At 59.1% G+C, this 20,512-nt stretch carries 18 protein-coding genes; 11 read left to right on the plus strand and 7 right to left on the minus strand.

Annotated elements, in window-relative coordinates; all coding sequences use genetic code 11:
- The first annotated feature begins 3 nt into the window (after window positions 1–3).
- The 3 genes from GM154_RS02435 to GM154_RS02445 are packed head-to-tail and all read left to right on the plus strand — an operon-like array spanning window position 4 to window position 4,221.
- Window positions 4–1,470 (plus strand): efflux transporter outer membrane subunit, encoded by a 1,467-nt coding sequence (locus GM154_RS02435; protein ID WP_219650837.1) that lies wholly within the window; start codon window positions 4–6, stop codon window positions 1,468–1,470.
- 10 nt (window positions 1,471–1,480) lie between these two features.
- On the plus strand, window positions 1,481–2,680 hold the full coding sequence (locus GM154_RS02440) for an efflux RND transporter periplasmic adaptor subunit (protein WP_219650839.1): 1,200 nt from the start codon (window positions 1,481–1,483) through the stop codon (window positions 2,678–2,680).
- A gap of 11 nt (window positions 2,681–2,691) precedes the next feature.
- Window positions 2,692–4,221: a DHA2 family efflux MFS transporter permease subunit gene (locus GM154_RS02445; RefSeq protein ID WP_219650840.1), complete on the plus strand. Its 1,530-nt coding sequence runs from the start codon at window positions 2,692–2,694 to the stop codon at window positions 4,219–4,221.
- A gap of 62 nt (window positions 4,222–4,283) precedes the next feature.
- On the opposite strand, the gene GM154_RS02450 is transcribed toward GM154_RS02445, so the two are convergent.
- Window positions 4,284–4,670, minus strand: coding sequence for an MAPEG family protein (locus GM154_RS02450; RefSeq protein WP_010796965.1), 387 nt, complete (start codon window positions 4,668–4,670; stop codon window positions 4,284–4,286).
- Between the two features lie 280 nt (window positions 4,671–4,950).
- Between GM154_RS02450 and GM154_RS02455 the strand changes: the two genes are divergently transcribed.
- The 5 genes from GM154_RS02455 to GM154_RS02475 all read left to right on the plus strand — a co-directional run bounded on the left by GM154_RS02455 (window position 4,951) and on the right by GM154_RS02475 (window position 11,651).
- Window positions 4,951–6,213, plus strand: a complete 1,263-nt coding sequence (locus tag GM154_RS02455; RefSeq protein ID WP_219650841.1) for a sodium:proton antiporter — start codon at window positions 4,951–4,953, stop codon at window positions 6,211–6,213.
- A gap of 175 nt (window positions 6,214–6,388) precedes the next feature.
- A complete protein-coding gene (locus GM154_RS02460; RefSeq protein ID WP_219650843.1) occupies window positions 6,389–7,024 on the plus strand; it encodes a 4Fe-4S dicluster domain-containing protein in 636 nt (211 codons plus the stop codon).
- 10 nt (window positions 7,025–7,034) lie between these two features.
- Window positions 7,035–8,690 (plus strand): FAD-binding protein, encoded by a 1,656-nt coding sequence (locus tag GM154_RS02465; RefSeq protein WP_219650844.1) that lies wholly within the window; start codon window positions 7,035–7,037, stop codon window positions 8,688–8,690.
- A gap of 11 nt (window positions 8,691–8,701) precedes the next feature.
- Entirely contained in the window at window positions 8,702–9,946 is a 1,245-nt protein-coding gene (locus GM154_RS02470; protein ID WP_219650845.1) for an NADH-quinone oxidoreductase subunit F, read from the plus strand.
- Between the two features lie 169 nt (window positions 9,947–10,115).
- The gene (locus GM154_RS02475) at window positions 10,116–11,651 is read left to right on the plus strand and encodes an acetyl-CoA hydrolase/transferase family protein (protein ID WP_125887298.1); all 1,536 of its coding nucleotides are present in this window, start codon (window positions 10,116–10,118) and stop codon (window positions 11,649–11,651) included.
- Between the two features lie 156 nt (window positions 11,652–11,807).
- Here GM154_RS02475 and GM154_RS02480 read toward each other — a convergent pair whose 3' ends face one another.
- The 6 genes from GM154_RS02480 to GM154_RS02505 all read right to left on the minus strand — a co-directional run bounded on the left by GM154_RS02480 (window position 11,808) and on the right by GM154_RS02505 (window position 16,543).
- On the minus strand, window positions 11,808–12,221 hold the full coding sequence (locus GM154_RS02480; RefSeq protein WP_219650847.1) for a Rho termination factor N-terminal domain-containing protein: 414 nt from the start codon (window positions 12,219–12,221) through the stop codon (window positions 11,808–11,810).
- Between the two features lie 22 nt (window positions 12,222–12,243).
- The gene (locus GM154_RS02485) at window positions 12,244–12,489 is read right to left on the minus strand and encodes a YgdI/YgdR family lipoprotein (protein WP_010796958.1); all 246 of its coding nucleotides are present in this window, start codon (window positions 12,487–12,489) and stop codon (window positions 12,244–12,246) included.
- Window positions 12,486–12,722 (minus strand): hypothetical protein, encoded by a 237-nt coding sequence (locus tag GM154_RS02490; RefSeq protein ID WP_010796957.1) that lies wholly within the window; start codon window positions 12,720–12,722, stop codon window positions 12,486–12,488. Before GM154_RS02490 ends, GM154_RS02485 begins: the two co-directional genes overlap by 4 nt.
- Before the next feature lie 119 nt (window positions 12,723–12,841).
- Window positions 12,842–14,902 carry an AsmA family protein gene (locus GM154_RS02495; protein WP_219650848.1) on the minus strand — a complete coding sequence of 687 codons (2,061 nt, stop codon included), beginning with the start codon at window positions 14,900–14,902 and terminating at the stop codon, window positions 12,842–12,844.
- A gap of 94 nt (window positions 14,903–14,996) precedes the next feature.
- Window positions 14,997–15,743, minus strand: coding sequence for an SDR family oxidoreductase (locus GM154_RS02500; RefSeq protein ID WP_219650849.1), 747 nt, complete (start codon window positions 15,741–15,743; stop codon window positions 14,997–14,999).
- 86 nt (window positions 15,744–15,829) lie between these two features.
- Window positions 15,830–16,543 carry a GntR family transcriptional regulator gene (locus GM154_RS02505; RefSeq protein WP_219650851.1) on the minus strand — a complete coding sequence of 238 codons (714 nt, stop codon included), beginning with the start codon at window positions 16,541–16,543 and terminating at the stop codon, window positions 15,830–15,832.
- A 227-nt stretch (window positions 16,544–16,770) separates the two neighbouring features.
- Between GM154_RS02505 and GM154_RS02510 the strand changes: the two genes are divergently transcribed.
- The 3 genes from GM154_RS02510 to GM154_RS02520 all read left to right on the plus strand — a co-directional run bounded on the left by GM154_RS02510 (window position 16,771) and on the right by GM154_RS02520 (window position 20,468).
- Window positions 16,771–17,832, plus strand: coding sequence for an aromatic ring-hydroxylating dioxygenase subunit alpha (locus tag GM154_RS02510; RefSeq protein WP_122043540.1), 1,062 nt, complete (start codon window positions 16,771–16,773; stop codon window positions 17,830–17,832).
- 84 nt (window positions 17,833–17,916) lie between these two features.
- Window positions 17,917–18,867 carry a PDR/VanB family oxidoreductase gene (locus tag GM154_RS02515; protein ID WP_219650951.1) on the plus strand — a complete coding sequence of 317 codons (951 nt, stop codon included), beginning with the start codon at window positions 17,917–17,919 and terminating at the stop codon, window positions 18,865–18,867.
- 263 nt (window positions 18,868–19,130) lie between these two features.
- The gene (locus GM154_RS02520) at window positions 19,131–20,468 is read left to right on the plus strand and encodes an MFS transporter (RefSeq protein WP_219650852.1); all 1,338 of its coding nucleotides are present in this window, start codon (window positions 19,131–19,133) and stop codon (window positions 20,466–20,468) included.
- The last annotated feature ends 44 nt before the right edge of the window (window positions 20,469–20,512 follow it).

Genomic DNA, 20,512 nt, shown 5'->3' on the forward strand with positions numbered 1-20,512 from the left:
GCCATGTGCCTTAAATACCCTCTCTCAGCCCTGGCCATTGCCCTGGTGCTGTCGGGTTGCGCGTCACCCACAGGCCTGCATACAGAAGGCCGGGCGCTTGACGCAGCGAGCCTGCACAGCGAGCAGACCGTTGCGGGTTCTGCCCTGTCACCGGCTGCCTGGCCGAAAAGCGACTGGTGGAACACCTTGGGAGATCGCCAACTCGACAGCCTCATCCGTGAAGCGCTGCAATCGAGCCCGGACCTCCAAGTGGCCGATGCCCGCTCCCGCCAGGCCAATGCAGCAGTGATTGCTGCAAACGCCGATCGCCAGCCGACGCTCGATGGCAACGCCTCGATAACCCGCTCCCGGCTGTCACGTCGCGATGATCCGACCGGCCAGGGCGGGCGCTATAGCACGCTGCGCGAGCTATCCGTTAATGGCAGTTATACCTTCGACCTCTGGGGTGGCCAACGTGCCGCCTGGGAAGCCGCTTTGGGCCGCGCCCGCGCCAGCGAGGTAGACCGCAAGGCCGCTGAGCTGACCGTGGCCGCCAACGTTACACGCGCCTACAACCAATTGGGCCAGGCTTACGTCATGCTCGACCTGGCCGAACAAGACCTCAAGCGTACCCGCGGCATGCTTGATCTTGCCCAACGGCGTGTCTCGGCAGGCCTGGACAGTGAGTTCCAGCTGCAACAGACCCAGAGCCTGGAGGCCGCCTCGGAGGCGCAGCTCACTGCTGCCAAGCAGTCTGTAGAAAGTGCGCAGATCCGTCTGGCCGTCCTATTGGGTAAAGGTCCTGACCGGGGTGCCAGCATTGGTCGTCCACAGCTGATTGCTCCGAAGACAATCGCCCTGCCCAGTCAGCTGCCTGCCGAGCTGATCGGCCGTCGCCCCGATCTGGTGGCCGCACGCTGGCGTGTTGAGGCCGCTTCGCAGGACATTGACTCGAGCCGGACCAATTTCTATCCAAACCTCAACCTGGTCGCCGCGGCCGGTACCGATGCCCTGCTGGGCGACGCCCTGTTTGGAGCACCCAGCCGCTTCTTCAATATCGGTCCAGCCCTGTCGCTGCCGATCTTTGACGGTGGTCGCCGGCGGGCCGACCTGGCCAGCCGCAACGCCGATTACGATCTGGCCGTCGCCCAGTACAACCAGACGCTGGTCAATGCACTTGGCGATATCGGCGACAGCATTTCCCGGCTGCGCTCGCTGAATCAGCAGATTCAGGAACAGCAGCGTGCCCGGGACATTGCTCAGGCGTCTTTCGACATCGCGATGCAGCGTTACGGCGCCGGTATCGGCAGTTATCTCGATGCGCTGAGCGTCGAGCAACAACTGCTTCAGGCAGACCGCCAGCTGGCCAGCCTCGCGACGGAGCGTATCGATACCTCCGTTTTGCTGATGCAGGCCTTGGGCGGTGGCTTTGAACCCTCTTCTGACACACCGGCGCTGCAACCGGGCCCACGTGTAACTTCGGATCGCTGAGACGTAAGACATGGCTGAATCAAACGCACAAACCGCCACTAACGAGAATAGCAAGCCCAAATCCGGCAAGCGCAAGTTCTTTCTTTTGCTCCTGCTTCTGCTCGTCATCCTGGGAGCAGTGGGCGCTTACTTCTATCACACACTCTATGGCCGTTTTCATGAGGGCACCGATGATGCCTATGTGAGCGGCAACGTTGTCCAGATCATGCCGCAGGTGACCGGTACGGTTGTCAGCATTACCGCTGACGATGGTGACTTGGTGCATGAGGGTCAGGTCCTGGTGAAGTTCGACCCGAGCGACACCGAAGTCGCGCTGCAGAGCGCTGAGGCCAATCTGGCCAAGACGGTTCGTCAGGTCCGCGGCCTGTACAGCAACGTGGACAGCTACAAGGCCCAGGTAGCTTCACGCAAGGTCGAACTGGAGCGTGCACGATCCGACTACAAGCGTCGCCAGGACCTGGCACGCGGCGGTGCGATCTCGCAGGAAGAACTGTCCCACGCCCGTGATACGCTGAACGCAGCCGAAAATGCACTGACCAGCGCCGAGCAACAACTCAGTACCAGCCGTGCACTGGTAGACGATACGGTGATCGCGTCCCATCCCGATGTGAAAGCCGCCGCCGCCCAGCTGCGTCAGGCCTATCTGAACAATGCCCGCAGCACCATCATTGCGCCGGTGACAGGCTATGTAGCCCAGCGCTCGGTACAGGTTGGCAGCCGTGTACAACCGGGCACAGCGCTGATGGCCGTGGTGCCGCTGGATCAGATCTGGATCGACGCCAACTTCAAGGAAACCCAGCTCAGCGACATGCGCATCGGTCAGCCGGTTGAAATTCATTCCGACCTGTACGGTGAAGATGTGAAGTACCACGGTACGGTAGAGAGCCTGGGGGTCGGCACCGGCAGCGCGTTTTCCCTGCTGCCCGCCCAGAATGCCAGCGGCAACTGGATCAAGATCGTGCAGCGCCTACCTGTGCGGATTCGCCTGGATCAGGATGCGCTGGAAAAGCACCCGCTGCGCATTGGCCTGTCGATGAACGTCGACGTCGACCTGCATGATCTGGACGGCCCGGTCCTGGCACAGAAGCCGCTGGCCCAGCCCCGTTATGCTACCGACGTCTATACCCGCCAGCTGGAGGATGCCGATCGCCTAATCGAGCGTCTGATCCACGAGAACGGCCCGGCCTCCCGTGATGTAGCCAAGCGCTAATCGGAGATCACATGAGCGATTCTGCATTCCGCCCGGCGAGCCTGGTGCTCGCCACGGTCGGCCTGTCGCTGGCCACCTTCATGCAGGTGCTGGATACCACCATTGCCAACGTGGCCCTGACCACGATTTCAGGCAATCTAGGCGTAAGCTCCGAACAGGGTACATGGGTAATCACATCGTTTGCTGTCAGCAACGCGATTGCCCTGCCCCTGACCGGCTGGATGGCACGTCGCTTCGGTGAGGTAAAGCTGTTCCTTGCTGCGGTGGTGCTATTCGTTATCACTTCGTTCCTGTGTGGCATCGCGCAATCGATGCCACAACTGGTATTTTTCCGGGCGCTGCAAGGATTCGTGGCCGGGCCGCTATATCCCATGGCCCAGACGCTGCTGCTATCAATCTTTCCGGCCGCCAAGCGAGGGATGGCCCTGGCGCTCCTGGCCATGGTCACGGTGGTGGCGCCCATCATCGGCCCGATTGCCGGTGGCTGGATCACAGATAACTACGCCTGGCCCTGGATTTTCTTTATCAATGTTCCCATCGGTGTGTTTGCCACCCTGGTGGTTTGGGCACAGCTGGGCAAAAAGCCGGAGCAGATCATTCGGCAGCCGATCGACTATGTAGGCCTGACGCTTCTGGTAATCGGTGTCGGTGCGCTGCAGGTTGTACTGGATAAAGGCAATGACCTGGACTGGTTCGAATCAAACTTCATTGTCATTGGCAGCTTGATTGCCGTCATCGCGTTGATAGCCTGTGTAATCTGGGAGCTGACCGACAAGCATCCCATCGTGAACCTGCGGCTGTTCAAATACCGTAACTTCACATTCGGAACGCTGGCCCTGGTACTGGGCTATTCAGGCTTCTTTGGCATCAACCTGCTTCTGCCCCAGTGGCTGCAAACTCAGTTGGGTTATACGCCGGTCTGGGCGGGTCTTGCCGCTGCGCCAATGGGATTTTTGCCTGTGTTCCTGTCGCCGCTGGTTGGCCGGTTCGCCCATAAGACAGACCTGCGCCTGCTTGCCGGGGGTTCCTTCCTGGTGATCGGTGCCTCGTGCTTCATGCGTGCCACGTTCAATACCGAGGTTGATTATCGCCATATCGCTGAAGTGCAGATGTTCATGGGGCTGGGAATTGCGCTGTTTTTCATGCCTACAACCAGCATTCTGTTGTCCAGCCTGCCGCCTAAAGACATTGCGGACGGCTCCGGGCTTGCGACATTTTTACGGGTACTGGGCGGTAGTTTCGCGTCATCACTGACGACCTGGATCTGGGCACGCCGCGCCACGCTCCACCATGCTCAGCTGACCGAGCAGGTAACGGTGTACGACCCAGCGACACGGGACTACATTTCGATGCTGGGGGGCCCTTCTCACACCACGTACGCCCAGCTCGATCGCGTGGTCGAAAGTCAGGCCTATATGCTGTCCACCATTGATTATTTCACGTTGCTCGGCTGGATGTTCATGGGCCTGTTCCTGATCATCTGGCTGGCCAAGCCACCTTTCGGCGCCAAGGGCCCCGCTCCTGCAGGCGGCGATCACTGACCAAAAGGCCGGCATGGAAACATGCCGGCCTTTTGTTTTGGCGATTGATCAATCGACGCAAATCAGACCGCAGCGAAGAAAAGAAAAACAATACACAGCATGCCGAGGGCCCATACCTTGGAGCGCTGGGTTGCACGGTCCTTGATATACAGCCAAGTATAAATGATACGGCTGACCACGAACAGGAGCGCCAGGAAATTGATCGTTCCCTGAGCCGCACCTCCGGTGACATGCGCCACGATCACGGCAGCGGCAAACAGCGGTGTAATTTCAAACGCATTCTGCTGCGCTGCGTTGGCACGCGCCTGGGGCCCTTCCAGCTTGGCAAGGAAATCACGTGGATGCCGGTTGTTGTCCGGCGTAAAGCCACTGCCGGTAAATTTTGCGTACGCCGCGGCGCCATAGGGAATGAGGTAGGCGAATAGGATGCACCAGTAGCCGAACGTCATGGGAATTCCTTGAATTGGCAGACCTGATAGTGACCTGTTTATAAGCCAAAGGTTAAGGCTTTTCCAGACTCTGCACGCTTGATATCCGCTTTCCAGCGAGACGGACATATCAACAAGATGATCCAGGCATCCTCATGGCCTTGGCTACCGTTGTGACTTTTGTCCGCAGCCGTTGCCCTAAAAAACTGTAACTTTCCGCGTCTATAGGTGTTCTTAATGAGAATTACCTAATGGCCATCATGGCCTCTACTTTCTATCCGCTGTACTGAAAGGATGTTCAATGCTTGAACTCGCCGCTGCCTTTATCTGTTTTACTGCGCTGCTCACTTATGTGAACTACCGGTTCGTCGGTCTGCCGCCCACGATCGGCGTCATGGTGATTGCACTGGTGTTCAGTGTGCTGCTGCAAATTGCATCGGCGCTGGGGTTTCCCATGCTGGAGGAAACTATTGAAAGGCTGATCCAGCGAATCGACTTCAACGAATTGTTGATGAATTGGATGTTGTCATTCCTGTTGTTTGCCGGTGCCTTGCACGTCAATGTTCAGGATCTTCGCAGCTACCGCTGGCCGATCGGCCTTCTGGCTACCCTGGGCGTTCTCGTTTCTACCGCCCTGATCGGCGGAACGGCCTATTACGTCTTTCCCTTGCTGGGCTGGCATGTAGACCTGGTGTATTGCCTGCTGTTTGGCGCGCTGATTTCTCCAACCGACCCGATTGCCGTTCTTGGAATCCTGCGTTCAGCCAAGGCGCCAAAGTCATTGGAAATCACCATCGTGGGTGAGTCCCTGTTCAATGACGGCGTTGCCGTTGTGGTGTTTACCGTGCTGCTCGGCATTCTTGCCTCCGGCGAGACACCCTCCGCCGGGCACGCCGTCATGCTGTTTGTCGAGGAAGCCTTGGGCGGCATCCTGTTCGGCTCGGTGATCGGCTATGTCACCTACCGGATGCTCAAAAGCATCGATCAGTACCAGATTGAGGTACTCCTGACGCTTGCGCTGGTTATTGGCGGCGCTGCCGTGGCTCCCCACCTGCATGTATCCGGTCCGATTGCGATGGTCGTGGCCGGCCTGTTCATCGGCAATCGTGGCCGTGAAAAAGCGATGTCCGATACCACACGCCGCTATGTGGACGGCTTCTGGGAGCTGATCGACGAGATCCTCAACGCCATGCTGTTCGTGCTCATCGGCATGGAGCTTTTGCTGCTGCCTGTGACAGGACTGCACGTGGCCGCCGCTGTGGCCTTTACCCTGGCCATCCTGCTTATCCGCTGGATCAGCGTGACACCGGTCGTGATGCTGACGCCGCACTGGCGACACATGGCCAAGGGCACCATGGGCATTCTGACCTGGGGCGCACTGCGGGGCGGGATTTCAGTGGCGCTGGCCCTATCGCTACCGGCAGGGCCGGAACGGGATCTGATCCTGACCATTACCTATATACTGGTGTTGTTCTCCATCCTCATGCAGGGCCTGACCATCGGACGCGTCGTACGTCGCGTGACGGGTAACGCTCCCTCGGAGCCTGATCAGCACGGGCACTAAGCGTCACTGGTGCTACGGCCGTCCTGACCGTAGCACCGCCCGGGTGGCCTTTCGTCGGTCACCCAGCCATTCCTCCCGCCTATTGAGCCAGGTCAGTATGCACTGACGGCTACCTGTCTATCCTTGCGCTAATCAAGGCGTACTCCGCGCCCGCACTGACTGTCAGGGAGGTGTTATGACAGACCTCAGCGCCCGCGTGACCATCAACGGCCACAGTATTGAGACTTCAACCAGCCGCTCGCTTCTAGAGGCTGTGATCGACTCTGGACAGCCGCTCACCGATGGTGTCGGCTGCATGGGACAAGGTGTATGCGGTTCCTGCCGCGTGCTGCTGCGCCGCAAGGATTCGCGTGAAGTCACGACGGCCCTGGCTTGTGAAACCGCCGTGGCGGACGGCATGCAGGTCAGCTTTCTGGATCATCTACCGATGAACCGCCATCACACCTACACCACCAACGACTGGGACGATACCTGGAACCTGCTGGATCGCATCAACAGCGCCTTTCCCGAAGCCAGCCACTGTCGGCACTGCGGTGGATGTGACCGTGCCTGTCCCAAGCATCTTGAAGTCCAGAAAGGCGTAAACCTGGCCGCGTCGGGCGATTTGAGCGCAGCCAAGGTGTTCGATGAATGCATCATGTGCAACCTCTGCACCATTGCCTGCCCGGAACACATCTCGCCCAACCACCTGGGGCTGTACATTCGCCGGATGACGGCATCCGTGATGTTGCGTCCTTCCGACCTGCTGCTGCGACTACGTCAGATCGACCTGGGCGTCATGCCGGTCGATCCAAACGTCGAGCTCACCTGAGGATTTGGCCATGAGCGGAACTGCCTACGAACTTGCCCTGGCGAACCTGAGCCGGTGCGACGGCATGGCGCCCCCGGCAGTGGACAAAACACCATTGTTGCAACGCTATCACCCGGATTACCAGGAGGGTACTCGTACTCGCCTGAGCATCGGGGCCAACCGCGGTGATGAATGCCCCTCACGGCTGGCCGCCCTGCTGCAGAGCAATGCGCAGATCAGTGATGCCGATCTGGCAGGTGCACCGGTCATCAATACCGAAGTACTGGTCATCGGAGGCGGCGGTGCGGGCTGTGCGGCCGCGCTGACAGCCGCCGAACAGGGGCGACGCGTCATCCTGGCGACCAAGCTACGCCTGGGTGACAGCAATACCGTCATGGCGGAAGGCGGGATCCAGGCCGCTGTCGGTGAAGAGGACAGCCTGCAGCGTCACTTCGAGGACACCCTGCGCGCCGGCCACCTGTGTGCAGACCGTACGCTGGTGGCTCGCCTGGCAGAGTCGGGACCTGATTGCATTCGTTGGCTGATTAGCCGCGGCATGCTGTTCGACCTGGCCGAAGGCAGCCCAGTGGGTGGCAAACTCTTGCGCAAGAAACCCGGCGGTGCAACATGCGCCCGCATCCTTTCCTACCGCGACTATACCGGCCTTGAGCTGATGCGCGTCCTGCGTGAGGCCGTGGAGCTGGATGACCGTATCTCGCTGTGGAATCGCTGCCCGCTGGTAGAGCTGCTCTCCGACGAGAGCGGCCAATGCGTAGGAGCCGTGCTGTATAACCTCGACTGGCATGGGTTCATTCTGGTACGCGCCAGCCGGGTAATCCTGGCGACAGGCGGCGCGGGACGGCTGCACCTGAACGACTTCCCAACATCCAACCACTACGGTGCAACCGCAGACGGACTGGTGCTCGCGTATCGGATGGGTGCTCGACTGCGGGAGCTGGATTCGTTCCAGTACCACCCGACCGGCTTGGCCTGGCCTTCGCACCTGGTTGGCGGCTTGATTTCCGAGGCGGCGCGCTCTGCAGGCGCCTGGCTGATCAATGGTGAAGGCAGGCGCTTTGTTGATGAGCTGCAACCACGCGATGTAGTGGCCGCGGCCATTCTCAAGGAGTGCGCAGAGGGCCGTGGGGTGGAGCGTGACGGTAATCTGGGCGTCTTCCTGGATACCCCCGGTCTTGAACGCAGGCAGCCAGGCATCCTGGAAGAGCGACTGGTCAGTCTGGGGCATCTGGCCCATCGCTGCGGAATCGATCCCAAGGTCGAGCCCATGATGGTACGGCCTACCCTGCACTACCAGAACGGCGGTGTGGAAATCGACGAACACGGCGCGACAGCCATACCCGGCCTGTATTGCGCAGGCGAAATCAGCGGTGGCATCCACGGCCGTAACCGCATGATGGGCAATGCCTTGCTGGAAATCATCGCGTTCGGCCGCCGGGCGGGGCAGCATGCAGGCGCGACAGCCAGTCCGAAACCCGCCCCCAAGGTAGGTCTGTATCACCTGTACGACTGGCAGCGGCAAATCACATTGGCAGGGCTGCCCACCCATGTCTGCGGCCCCTGTCTGTTTCCTGATTACGGCAATTTCGATCTGCGCCGCGACGTGGCCCTGCGTGCCAGCGCACCCGGTGCCGTTCAGGCCATGCTGGCCGGCATGACGCCGTCCTGAGGAGTACCGTCATGAGTTTCACACCTGTTCTGCTCTCACCCTCAGCCCAGGTCGGAGCCAATCTGCAAGCCTGGTTTGCTCAGGGCGGCGGCCAGGGATTACGTCAGGCACTGGCCGCGCCACACGCCATCATCCCCCTTCTGGAGGAAGCCGGCCTAAGGGGTATGGGAGGTGCCGGCTTTCCTACCCATCGCAAATGGGCACCTGCGGCTGCGCAACCGTCATACCTGGATAAATACGTCGTCTGCAACGGCAATGAAGATGAGCCCGGCACCTTCAAGGATCGCGTACTGCTGGAAAAATCTCCGCATCAAGTTATCGAAGGTGCGCTGATTGCCGCCACGGCCATTGGGGCCAACCATGTACTGCTCTATGTGAATCCCCATCAGAACGCGTCCGTCGCGTCATTGAGACAGGCCGTACAGCAATGGCAGACAGAGCCGCTCTTTCAGGAGCTGGCAGCCCTGCAGGGTCGACCAATCGACCTGCGCATAGTGGAAAGCTCGGGGCTGTACATTGGGGGCGAAGAAACAGCCGTTATTGCCACCCTCGACGGAGGCTTTCCCTTCCCCCATCGCAAGCCGCCTTACCCGGCCGAGTGCGGGGTGGATAACAAGCCTACCCTTATCAACAACACCGAGACGCTGGCCAGCGTCTCGCATATCCTGCGGCACGGTGCAGACTGGTATCGCCATCTGGGTATGGGCAGCGCTGCAGGTACCAAGCTCTACTCGCTTTCCGGCGATGTGCTCAAGCCGGGGCTGTACGAACTGCCGATGGGTACGTCGCTGCGCGCGCTCATTTTCGAGCACGGCGGCGGCATGCTGCAGGGCCGCGCCTTCAAGGCCGTCTTTACCGGCGGTCCATCTAATACACTGTTAACCGAACAGCACCTTGATGTAGCGCTGGATTTCGATTCTGTGAAGGCACGCGGATCCAGCCTGGGGACCGGGGCCATGATTGTGATCTCCGAAGGCACCAGCATCGTACGCAAGGTGGCCGAGTATGTGGACTTCTTTGCTGCAGGTTCCTGCGGGCAATGTCCACCTTGTAAAACAGGCACTTATCAGCTGTCTCGCCTGCTACGACGGATCGATACCGGTGGCGGTCTGCACAGTGATCTGCGTGCCCTGGAAAGCTTGTGCGAGTTACTGCCCGGCAGCGGGCGCTGCGGCTTGATCGACGGCGCAGTAACAGTCGTGCGTAGCTCACTAATGCAGTTCAGGGAAGATTATCAGCGGCAACTGATCGACTAATCTGCGACAATTGGCCGCTCTAGCGCGCTTATCAATGGGGCAGAATACGACCTATTGATTAGGGCGCTAACGTTAGTTTTGGTCTACGGTGCCCGCAGCTCCGCCCCGTCATGACAATGATAAGACTGGAAAGCGGGCATGCTTCTATCCTTGCTGTGAGGTTCCACTGATGAGTGATCGCATCCGCCACCCCGCGTTCGCTGCCCTACGCATGTCTGCCGAGCAGGCAGCTCGCCATATTCGCCATGGCATGACCGTTGGCATGAGCGGTTTTACCGGCGCAGGTTACCCCAAGGCCGTTCCTGGTGCCTTGGCCCAGCACATCACCGAAGCCCATGGCCGAGGCGAGCCGTTTCGTATTCGTGTCCTGACGGGCGCATCCACTGCGCCTGAACTGGACGGTGCGCTGGCCCGCGTCGACGGTATCGAGTTGCGTGTACCGTTCCAGTCCGACCCCGAGCTGCGCAGCCGCATCAATGCCGGCCAGCTGGATTACATGGATATTCATCTGGGGCAACTGGCCGAAAAGGTTCGCTACGGCTTTTTCGGCAAGGTTGACATTGCCGTGGTGGAAGTAACCGCCATTCGTGAAGACGGCAGCCTGGTGCCCTCCTCCTCGGTCGGCAACAACAAGACCTGGCTGGACATGGCCGATGCCGTGATTCTGGAGGTGAACCGCTGGCAGCCGGATGCGCTCGACGGTATGCACGACATCTTCTATGACACCGCCCTGCCGCCCAACCGTACCCCTATCCCACTGACCCATCCGGGTGAGCGTGTAGGTGAGCCTTATTTGCAGGTGCCGTTGGAGAAAGTAGTGGCCGTGGTCGAGACCGACGCGCCAGACCGCAACAGCCCGTTCAAGGCACCGGATGCTGCCTCCAAGGCCATTGCCGAGCATATGATCGATTTCCTGCGCTTCGAAGTGCGTCAGGGGCGTATTCCAGCAAATCTGCTGCCGATTCAATCCGGGGTGGGCAATATTGCCAATGCCTTTATGCAGGGGCTGGGTGAAAGCGAATTTTCCGGCCTGACTGCCTTCACGGAAGTGATTCAGGACGGCATGCTGGAACTCCTGATTAGTGGCAAGATGGATCTGGCGGCCGCTACCTCGTTCTCCCTGAGCCCCGCCGGTATCGACCGCTTCCTCGAACACTCTGAGATGCTGCGCAAGAAAATCATCCTGCGCCAGCAAGGCGTGAGCAACCACCCTGAGTTGGTGCGTCGCCTGGGCTGTATCGCACTTAACGGAATGATCGAGGCCGACATTTACGGCAACGTGAACTCCACGCACCTCATGGGCACCCAGATGATGAACGGCATCGGTGGCTCGGGCGACTTTGCCCGTAATGCCTACCTGTCAGTCTTTATGGCGCCGAGCACGGCAAAGAATGGCCTGATCTCCACGATTGTGCCGATGGTGAGTCATGTCGATCACACCGAGCACGATGTCAGTGTCATCGTGACCGATCAGGGTCTGGCTGACCTGCGCATGCTCAGTCCTAAGCAGCGTGCCAAGGTCATCCTGGAAAAATGCGTTCACCCCAGCTATCGCGACATGCTGGCGGACTACATCGATCGGGCCAACAGTGGCAGCTACGGCAAACATACGCCTCACCTGTTGCCGGAAGCCCTCTCCTGGCATGAGCGCTATCTGGTGACAGGTAGCATGTTCCGCCCGGAAGCCAATCAGGCACAGGATTGATTCTGCCCTGACGAAAAAGCCCCAGCGTCTATTAGGCGCTGGGGCTTTTTTATACGCTCAAGGTGGGGCAGGGTCACCTAATGCGCCAACTGCTCCCGCACAGACCATATACCCACGGTATGCAGAAGAGGTCTGCGTAACTCGAAATCGGGTTGGTCAGCTCAGGGCCTTGATCAACTCGTCTTTCTTCATGCGCGAGCGACCGGTAACGCCTTGCTCTGCGGCTTTCTTCATTAGTTCATCACGTGTCATGTCACTCAGCGATGTACTGCTGCGACGTCCGCGCGTCGACGCGCTACGACTGGTTGAGCGTCCTGAATTCGGCGAATGCCCATGCTTGGTTGCGACCGCACGGCGAGCAGAGTCCTTACGATCGGCGCGCTTGGCCGTCTCGCTTTTCTGTTTGCCGGAGCCACTCTTGTTGCCGCCACCAGACTGCTTGTTGACGGTAGCCCAGGCACGCGCCTCCGCCTGGTCTTCCGACATGCCTTTGGCTTCGTAGCTTTCCTCGATGTGCTCGGCCTTGCGCTTTTGTTTATCGCTGTAGGTTGACTTGTCGCCGCGTGGCATAGGTGCCTCCTGTTCAGACGGATCAGTCTTCGGCTTTGATCGTTGCTACGTCATCAGCCCGGACGCGAATCTGGCGGCCGGAAACGTCTTTGAATTCATAGAAACCATCGGCAGTTTTAGTGTTGGGTTTGTCCTGGGTGATGTACTCGGTACCATCCTGCAGGGTCACAACCGTGGCGGTGGAGCAACCGCCCAAAACAACAGCGCTCAGCAGCAGTAATACACCCGCAAAACCCTGTGTCAGGTTTTCCCTGAATGCGCGAATCATTGCGCTACTCCATCATCCAGTCGGTGGATCGAAACATCACTGATGCCCACGATAGGCAAGCCCGGTTCGAGATCGAACAGCAGATACTGTGCATCGTTGACGGCAATCAGATGCTTGACGGCCAGCTCACGAACCACATCGGTGACCGGTACGTTCAGGTCGGCAATGCGGTCGGTGTGGGGCTCGCCCAGCAATTTGTAGTGAATTTCATACTCCTGGCCCATATCGCTCATGGCTTCGGTCTCCCTGAGTGAGATACACCTGTTTTGAGAGGTATAACCCTTCACTTGTTCTGTCACGCCCGCTGAACGGTCGCTTCGTTGCGGCCTGACAGATAAACGGTAAAGCCTGATTAGTTCCCTCTTCTCATCTGTTGAAGCAGGGCCTTGCACTGGTTGTCCTGACTGTTATTGCTCGGGGCCACAAGTGCCAGCAGGCCCGCAGCCGGGGCAGCAAATGTGGCAAGCAGTGCGGCAGCGGCGCCCCGTGCAGCCAAGGGCAAGGGTTTGACGCCTGGCGAAGGATTCTTCAATGTTCCCCGCACATATAAAGGCGAGCGGAGCGAGAAGATGCGATAGCCCTTGCTGTGCGGCTCAATGGACAGGTCAATCTGCTCGTTAGCAAAGTTCACGGTGCCGTCGATGTTGATCAAAGCGTTTTCCGTATCGAATACGAAGACACGCGTCTTCATCAGTCCATTCGTGACCTGCAGATCCGACGCAGCGCAATTGATCGCCACCTCATCGTCACCAAACAGGCGGCTGACCAGATAGTTGCCCACATTGAGGCCAGCGATTTCCATCAGACTACGACTGATGGAGCCATCATTCATCAGCACCTTGAGTTCACCATTGCTGCTGCCCAGCAGTGCTGCGACCGAGTTACCCGTTCCCGTCAGGGTGGCATCACCGTTGAGTTCGCCAAAGCTGTCACGCATGGCTTCAACCGTAGGGAACAGCTGCTTGAGTTTGACGCCCCGTATGTGCAGATCCACCCGGGCGGGCATGGGGCTCTTGTCTCCTTCCAGGCGAACCGTGCTATTCAGCGCACCGCCTGCGGCGCCAAAGCGCAGTGGATCGATGAGCAGGACGCCATCGGTCAGCTTCAGATGCAGATACAGATCAGACAGCGGCAATGAGGCATTCTGAACGATGCGCTGGCCGGTAAACTTCACGTCGGCATCCATGGCGCGCCACCGTTCGGTACGAAACTCGGAAACAGGTAGCGCTTTGTTCGCGGGCTGCTTGTTCTCTTCACCGCGAGCCTGCTTCTGCTCGGCAGAGTCGGCGCCGATAAGAGGCGCCAGATCAGCAAAAAGCAGCTGATTGGAGGTCAGCTCGCCGGTCAGTTTTGGCCGTGGCTTGCCCCCTGTATATTGCAGATCTCCATGAAGATCGCTCTGCCCTACCTTTCCAGAAAAGTCCTCGTATTGGAAACGTGGCCCGGCCGGGTCGTTGAGGACAACGGTAAGGTGTCCATCAGTCGAGTACGGCGCCGTTTCCGGGAGCGTTACGCCCGTCAGGCGATAGAGCTGCCCCAGGCTCTGTCCGGACAGTTTGAGCCGCAGATCCAGAGCCCCCAGCTTGAGCGGTTCGGTCAGCGTTCCGAAGACATTTAGGTGCGTGGCACCCGCGCGGACATCGGCCTGAATGGGAAAGGGTGCGTCCGGATCATGCAATGCCAGTAGCCCACCGATCTTGCCGCTGCCCTCCACGGCTTGCTCCTTGTACCGGCCCTTCACGGTCCAGCCAAATTGCAGTGCCTGGGTCTGTTTGACATTGGCCCGCTGCCGCTGAGTCCCGGCCTGCCCAACGATGTCGGCATAGGCAATGGGAGCATCCAGTGAGGTGATCGTGGTTTTGACGTGGGCCTGTACGATGTCATCGTCATAGGCGACCTGGCCTGCATCAAAACCAATGGTGCCGATGTCCACGGTCCAGGCTGAGGATACTTCGTTTGGATTCTTTTCCTGTTTGTCGCCCTGGTCAAAGGTCCAGGTATTACGGCCATCGGCCAGGCGTTGCAGGTTGGCTTCCGGCTTGGTCACGTCGATACGTGGGATATAGACCTGCTTGCTCAAAAGCGCCAGAGGCGAGATCCGCAACTGTACCCGGTCCAGGTGCACGAAGCGTGGATTGCTTGCCCAGGAAGGATTGCCGATCTCGATGTTTTCCGCCGAGATGTGCGGCCACGGGATCCAGGCCCGCCAGCCGCCCTGATCCGTTTCGCGGCGCCAGTCCACACCCAGGTTGCCATTGATGGCAAACGAACGGTTGAGCGCGGCTGACGCTTTGTCGTTGATGGTAGGCTTGAGCCGGTTCCAGTCGAACGTCGAGACGAAGACGATCATTACGACGATTAACGCCACCAGGATGCCTAGCGTCCAGACGATGATTTTCCGGGTCCGTGTCACGCCTTTTCTCCGTTTCGCCAGCCATCAGAAGGTCACGGCGTTATGCCATGTACCTACTACGTCAACGACGAACGGCAGTGGTTCAACCGCTTGCTCAGCGACCTCCAGAAATGTCGAGTATCGCACCGCTGGCATAAGAGGCCTCATCCGACAGCAACCAGATGATTCCGGCTGCAATCTCTTGCGGCTCACCTGCCCGGCCTATGGGCGTCGTGACACCAAGCCGCAAACCGCGATCAGGATCGCCGCCACTGGCATGAATCTCGGTCAGAGTCAAACCAGGACGTACCGCGTTGACGCGCACGCCCTGCGGTCCCAGCTCTTTGGAAAGCCCCAGCGTCATGGTGTCGATTGCGCCTTTGGACGCGGCATAGTCGATGTATTCATTGGGCGAACCCAGCCGCGAGGCAACCGAAGACACATTCACGATCACCCCGCCCCGGCCGCCTCGCTCGGTAGACATGCGCCGTGCAGCCTCACGCGCGCACAGGAAGGCGCCCAGGATGTTCACCTCGAACATACGCCGCATACGGTCGATGGGCATATCGGCGAGCTGCAGGGACTGCCCCGTGATACCGGCGTTGTTGACCAATCCGTCCAGCCCGCCAAACTTGTGTTGAATGGTATCGAACATGGCCAGAACGTCCGCCTCGACGGACACATCGCCACGAATGGCAATCGCCTCGCCACCAGCCTGCTCTACCAGCGCCACACATTCATTAGCCGCCGTCTCGTCAGCCGTGTAGTTCACACCCACACGCCAGCCGCGTGCACCGGCCAGTCGCGCTGCTTCACGACCGATACCCCGGCTGGCGCCGGTAATCAGAATAATCTTGCTCATGGAGGCCTCTCTTATTCGGAAAGTCCGCTCAGCTTAGGCAGGAATTGATAAGGGTGCGAGCGACAAGGCGAATAGGACAGGTGCTGTTACATATCGCGAATGACCTTGAGCCCCTCGTGGTCGGTGTGCGGGGAGCCAAACAGGTCGGCATAGCGCATCGTCGCATTAGCATGTTCGCGCATCAGAGCTTCTGCACGTGCGCCCTGTCTGTTTACCAGGGCATCGACGATGGCATGGTGCTGCATGTGCGCAAAGTTGAAGCGCCGATATTCTCGGGCCATGTTGTTGCGATCCACTGCCAGCGAGCTGACCGAGGCAAACGGCAAGTGATCGTTACGCGCCAAGGCATGACTGATCGCAGGATTACCGCTGGCCTCAATGATGACCTGATGAAAGCGCCGGTTGAAATCATGGTAAACCTCCATGTCTTCCTCGGTGACATAACCTTTGGCAAACAGGACATCTCCCGTGGCAAGGCACTGCTGCAAGGCTTCCTGAGTCGTTGGATCCAAACCGCGTTCTGCCGCCTGTCGCGCCGCCAGCCCCTCCAATACACCCCGGACTTCCACCGCACCTGCAATCTCTTCGCCAGTCACCGTCCGCACGGTATAACCACGGCCTTCGTTCTTGGACAGCAATCCTTCCTGCTCCAGCGTCCGAAAGGCCATACGCACCGGCATGCGCGAAACCCCCAGCCGCTCGGCGGTAGGAATTTCCACCAGCCGCTCACCGGCCGGTAATTCACCGGACACGATCATTTTCCGTAATGTGACCAACACCCGTTGTCCTGGCTTGCTCATGAGGTCCTCTCGGCGCTGTAATCAATTCATCTTAGCGCAGGCAGCTTCCGGCTGGGCACGACACCTGCGGCAGCTATCGTCAGGGAGCAACCCGGCGTTCGTCGAACCCAATGGCCGTTAATCGCACCAAAAATGGATCCAATAGTGACTTATAGATTGACTCAGGATCTGTATAGCGCGAAGTATTGGATCCAATAAAAACAAAACAGCCCTGCGAGGAGCCCACCATGTTCCCGAAAAATACATGGTATGTAGCCTGTACGCCTGACGAGATCGCCGATAAACCGCTCGGTCGTCAGATTTGTGGTGAAAAGATCGTTTTCTACCGTGGTCCGGAAGGCAAGGTCGCGGCCCTGGAGGATTTCTGCCCTCACCGTGGCGCCCCGCTCTCGCTGGGCTTTGTACGTGACGGTGTCCTTGTATGCGGCTATCACGGCCTGGAGATGGGCTGCGATGGCAAGACCGTTGCCATGCCAGGCCAGCGCGTTCGTGGTTTCCCCTGTATCCGTCAGTATCCGGTCGAAGAGCGCTACGGCTTCATCTGGGTCTGGACCGGCGAGGCCGAAAAAGCCGATCCTGCCCTGATTCATCATCTGGAATGGGCCGACAACCCCGAGTGGGCATATGGCGGCGGCCTGTATCACATCAACTGTGACTATCGCCTGATGATCGACAACCTCATGGACCTGACCCATGAGACCTATGTCCATGCCAGCAGCATCGGGCAGAAGGAGATCGATGAAGCCGCACCCATCACGAAAGTGGAAGGCGACACCGTCATCACCAGCCGCCATATGGAAAACATCATGGCCCCGCCCTTCTGGCGCATGGCCTTGCGCGGCAACAACCTGGCGGATGACGTTCCCGTGGATCGCTGGCAGATCTGCCGCTTCACGCCACCAAGCCATGTTCTGATTGAAGTGGGTGTGGCCCATGCCGGGCATGGCGGTTACGAGGCCGATCCCAAATACAAGGCCTCCAGCATTGTGGTCGACTTCATTACACCGGAGACCGAGACCTCTATCTGGTACTTCTGGGGCATGGCGCGCAATTTCAGACCTGAAGACGAGGCGCTGACGGCGACCATCCGTGAAGGCCAGGGCAAGATCTTCTCCGAAGACCTGGAAATGCTGGAACGTCAGCAACAGAACCTGCTGGCCTATCCCGAACGGCAACTGCTGAAGCTGAACATCGACGCGGGCGGCGTACAGTCGCGCCGGATTCTGGATCGCCTCATCGAAAGCGAGCGTAGCGCAGCTGCCCCGCTGGGCATGATTGCTACCGCCTGATGCCACTGGCGCCTCCTTCGTACAGAGGCGCCTGCTATTGATGAGGTGGCTTGCATGGCAGGCCACTCAGCCGAGGACTTTATCGTGATCGACGTTTTGATCGTTTCGAAGAAAACCGAAGCCACGGACATCTGCAGCCTCGAGCTGGCCAGTGTCGATGGCTCACCCTTGCCGGAATTCAGTGCCGGCTCGCATATCGATGTGCACTTGCCGGATGGCATCGTTCGGCAATATTCGCTCTGCAACCCGCCAAGCGAGCGCCATCGCTATCAGATTGCCGTTCTCAAGGACCCCACCTCCCGTGGCGGCTCGCTCGGTGTTCATCAGCTCAAGGAAGGTACACACCTCTCTATCAGCGAGCCGCGCAATCTGTTTCCCCTGGCACATGGCGCCAAACGCAGCCTGCTGTTTGCTGGCGGTATCGGCGTGACGCCCATTCTGTGCATGGCCGAGCGTCTGTCGAATATGGCCGCAGACTTCGAGATGCATTACTGCACCCGCTCCGCCGATCGCACGGCATTCGTCGAGCGAATCAGCACCTCACCGTTTGCCGGTCAGGTACATTTTCACCATGACGATGGCCCCGCGCAGCAGAAGCTGGACGCCACTCAAGTGCTGGGCCAGCCGGAGCCGGATGTACACGTGTACGTGTGCGGCCCGACAGGCTTCATGGAGTACGTTCTCAGCACAGCCAAAGCCAACGGTTGGCCGGAGGAGCAACTGCATCGTGAATATTTTGCGGCAGCACCTACCGATACCTCCAACGATGGCAGCTTCGACCTCAGGATTGCCAGCACCGGACAGACCCTGCATGTTCCCGCTGAACGTACCGCACTCGACGTTCTGCTGGAGGCGGGGTTCGACATTCCGATGTCCTGTGAGCAAGGTATCTGCGGCACCTGTCTGACCCGCGTGCTGGACGGTACGCCAGAACACCGGGACATGTTCATGACAGAGGATGAACAGGCCGCGAACGATCAATTCACGCCCTGTTGCTCACGCGCCAAGAGCGCTGTGCTGGTCCTGGATATCTGATAGGCCTGATGGACGCCCGTCAGGTCATCAGATCGCCATCAAAAGCTGTTCGTTAAGCGGCCACTCTTCTACGTCGAGAGGGCCGCGGTGTCGTATAAGTACTGCATCCGGTCTGCCTCGAATATCGCGATCAAGGCTTGAACGCTTCGAGCAGACTTTCAGTACTACAACAATAACAAGAGGCACCCCCATGCTCATGACACCGCTATCTCTGCTCTGTTATGCACGTCACTTGCGCGCCACCACTATTCGGGAGGCTGACCATGCATAACGACCTTCGCCGGGCTGTCGATGAAGGCCGCATGAACGGCTTTCAATGGACCGCCATTATCATCTGTATCGCGTTAAACATGATCGACGGCTTCGACGTGCTGGTCATGGCTTTTACCGCCGCGTCCGTTTCCGCTGAATGGCAGCTCTCTGGCGCTCAGCTGGGCGTACTGCTCAGCGCAGGACTGTTTGGCATGGCTGCGGGCTCGCTATTTATTGCTCCCTGGGCGGATCGCTTTGGCCGTCGCCCGCTCATTCTGGCGTGCGTAACCGTTGCAGGCCTTGGCATGCTGCTGTCTGCATTCAGTCAGTCAGCTACTCAGCTGGCTGTATTGCGGGCCATCACTGGGCTTGGTATCGGTGGCATCCTGGCCAGCAGTAATGTGATTGCCAGCGAGTACTCATCCAAGCGGTGGCGTGGGCTTGCAGTGACCCTGCAATCCACCGGCTATGCCCTCGGGGCCACCATTGGCGGGCTTATTGCCGTGGCATTGCTGTCTGCCTGGGGCTGGCGCTCGGTCTTCGTCTTTGGTGGTCTGGTGACGTTCGCTATCATTCCCTTCGTACTGTGGCGTCTGCCCGAATCGTTGGATTTTCTGCTGGCCAAGCGCCCGGACAATGCCCTGGTGCGGGTCAATCGTCTGGCCCAAAAACTGGGCTATGCACCGCTTACCGAGCTGCCTCCGCAGCCCCTGCGCGAAGCGCACAAGGGCAGCAGTTTCAAGCAGCTATTTTCACCCGCGCTGCTACGCACCACCCTGCTGATCTGGGGCTCATTCTTCCTGACAATGTTCGGTTTCTACTTCATCATGAGCTGGACGCCCAAGCTGCTGGTGTCAGCCGGTCTTTCCGCACAGCAGGGCGTGACGGGTGGAGTATTGCTGAGCATTGGCGGCATCTTTGGTGCAGCCTTGATCGGTATGCTCGCTGCACGCTTTAAGATCAGCCACCTGCTGGCCGTTTTCATGGCCTGCACAGCCGTGCTGCTCAGCCTGTTCGTTTCCTCCACCTCCTCACTGACCACGGCCTTTGCCCTGGGTCTGCTCATTGGCCTCTTCAGTAACGGCTGCATTGCCGGGTTGTATGCCTTGGCCTCCATGGCATATGACGCCTCGGTACGCGCAACGGGTATGGGCTGGGGTATTGGCATTGGCCGCTTCGGGGCTATTCTCTCGCCACTGGTGGCCGGTGGGCTGATTGACCTGCAGTGGGGTCCGGCTCAGCTGTATCAGGGCTACGCCGTGGTGTTTGTATTGGCGGCGGCTACGGTGCTTCTGCTCAAACTGTCTGCCCCTGTTCGTACCGTGGGCGCACCTTCACAGGCTCATTGAGTGAGTAGACTAGAGGCCGCTCCAGCTGCCTCTAGTCTGATCCG

The sequence above is a fragment of the Pseudomonas sp. MAG002Y genome, assembly GCF_019400845.1.
GTDB lineage: Bacteria > Pseudomonadota > Gammaproteobacteria > Pseudomonadales > Pseudomonadaceae > Chryseomonas > Chryseomonas luteola.

Bases quoted from the DNA above. Each gene is read 5' to 3' on its own strand.
- GM154_RS02435 (WP_219650837.1), top strand. From the start codon at position 4: ATGTGCCTTAAATACCCTCTCTCAGCCCTGGCCATTGCCCTGGTGCTG.
- GM154_RS02440 (WP_219650839.1), top strand. From the start codon at position 1,481: ATGGCTGAATCAAACGCACAAACCGCCACTAACGAGAATAGCAAGCCC.
- GM154_RS02445 (WP_219650840.1), top strand. From the start codon at position 2,692: ATGAGCGATTCTGCATTCCGCCCGGCGAGCCTGGTGCTCGCCACGGTC.
- GM154_RS02450 (WP_010796965.1), bottom strand. From the start codon at position 4,670: ATGACGTTCGGCTACTGGTGCATCCTATTCGCCTACCTCATTCCCTAT.
- GM154_RS02455 (WP_219650841.1), top strand. From the start codon at position 4,951: ATGCTTGAACTCGCCGCTGCCTTTATCTGTTTTACTGCGCTGCTCACT.
- GM154_RS02460 (WP_219650843.1), top strand. From the start codon at position 6,389: ATGACAGACCTCAGCGCCCGCGTGACCATCAACGGCCACAGTATTGAG.
- GM154_RS02465 (WP_219650844.1), top strand. From the start codon at position 7,035: ATGAGCGGAACTGCCTACGAACTTGCCCTGGCGAACCTGAGCCGGTGC.
- GM154_RS02470 (WP_219650845.1), top strand. From the start codon at position 8,702: ATGAGTTTCACACCTGTTCTGCTCTCACCCTCAGCCCAGGTCGGAGCC.
- GM154_RS02475 (WP_125887298.1), top strand. From the start codon at position 10,116: ATGAGTGATCGCATCCGCCACCCCGCGTTCGCTGCCCTACGCATGTCT.
- GM154_RS02480 (WP_219650847.1), bottom strand. From the start codon at position 12,221: ATGCCACGCGGCGACAAGTCAACCTACAGCGATAAACAAAAGCGCAAG.
- GM154_RS02485 (WP_010796958.1), bottom strand. From the start codon at position 12,489: ATGATTCGCGCATTCAGGGAAAACCTGACACAGGGTTTTGCGGGTGTA.
- GM154_RS02490 (WP_010796957.1), bottom strand. From the start codon at position 12,722: ATGAGCGATATGGGCCAGGAGTATGAAATTCACTACAAATTGCTGGGC.
- GM154_RS02500 (WP_219650849.1), bottom strand. From the start codon at position 15,743: ATGAGCAAGATTATTCTGATTACCGGCGCCAGCCGGGGTATCGGTCGT.
- GM154_RS02505 (WP_219650851.1), bottom strand. From the start codon at position 16,543: ATGAGCAAGCCAGGACAACGGGTGTTGGTCACATTACGGAAAATGATC.
- GM154_RS02510 (WP_122043540.1), top strand. From the start codon at position 16,771: ATGTTCCCGAAAAATACATGGTATGTAGCCTGTACGCCTGACGAGATC.
- GM154_RS02520 (WP_219650852.1), top strand. From the start codon at position 19,131: ATGCATAACGACCTTCGCCGGGCTGTCGATGAAGGCCGCATGAACGGC.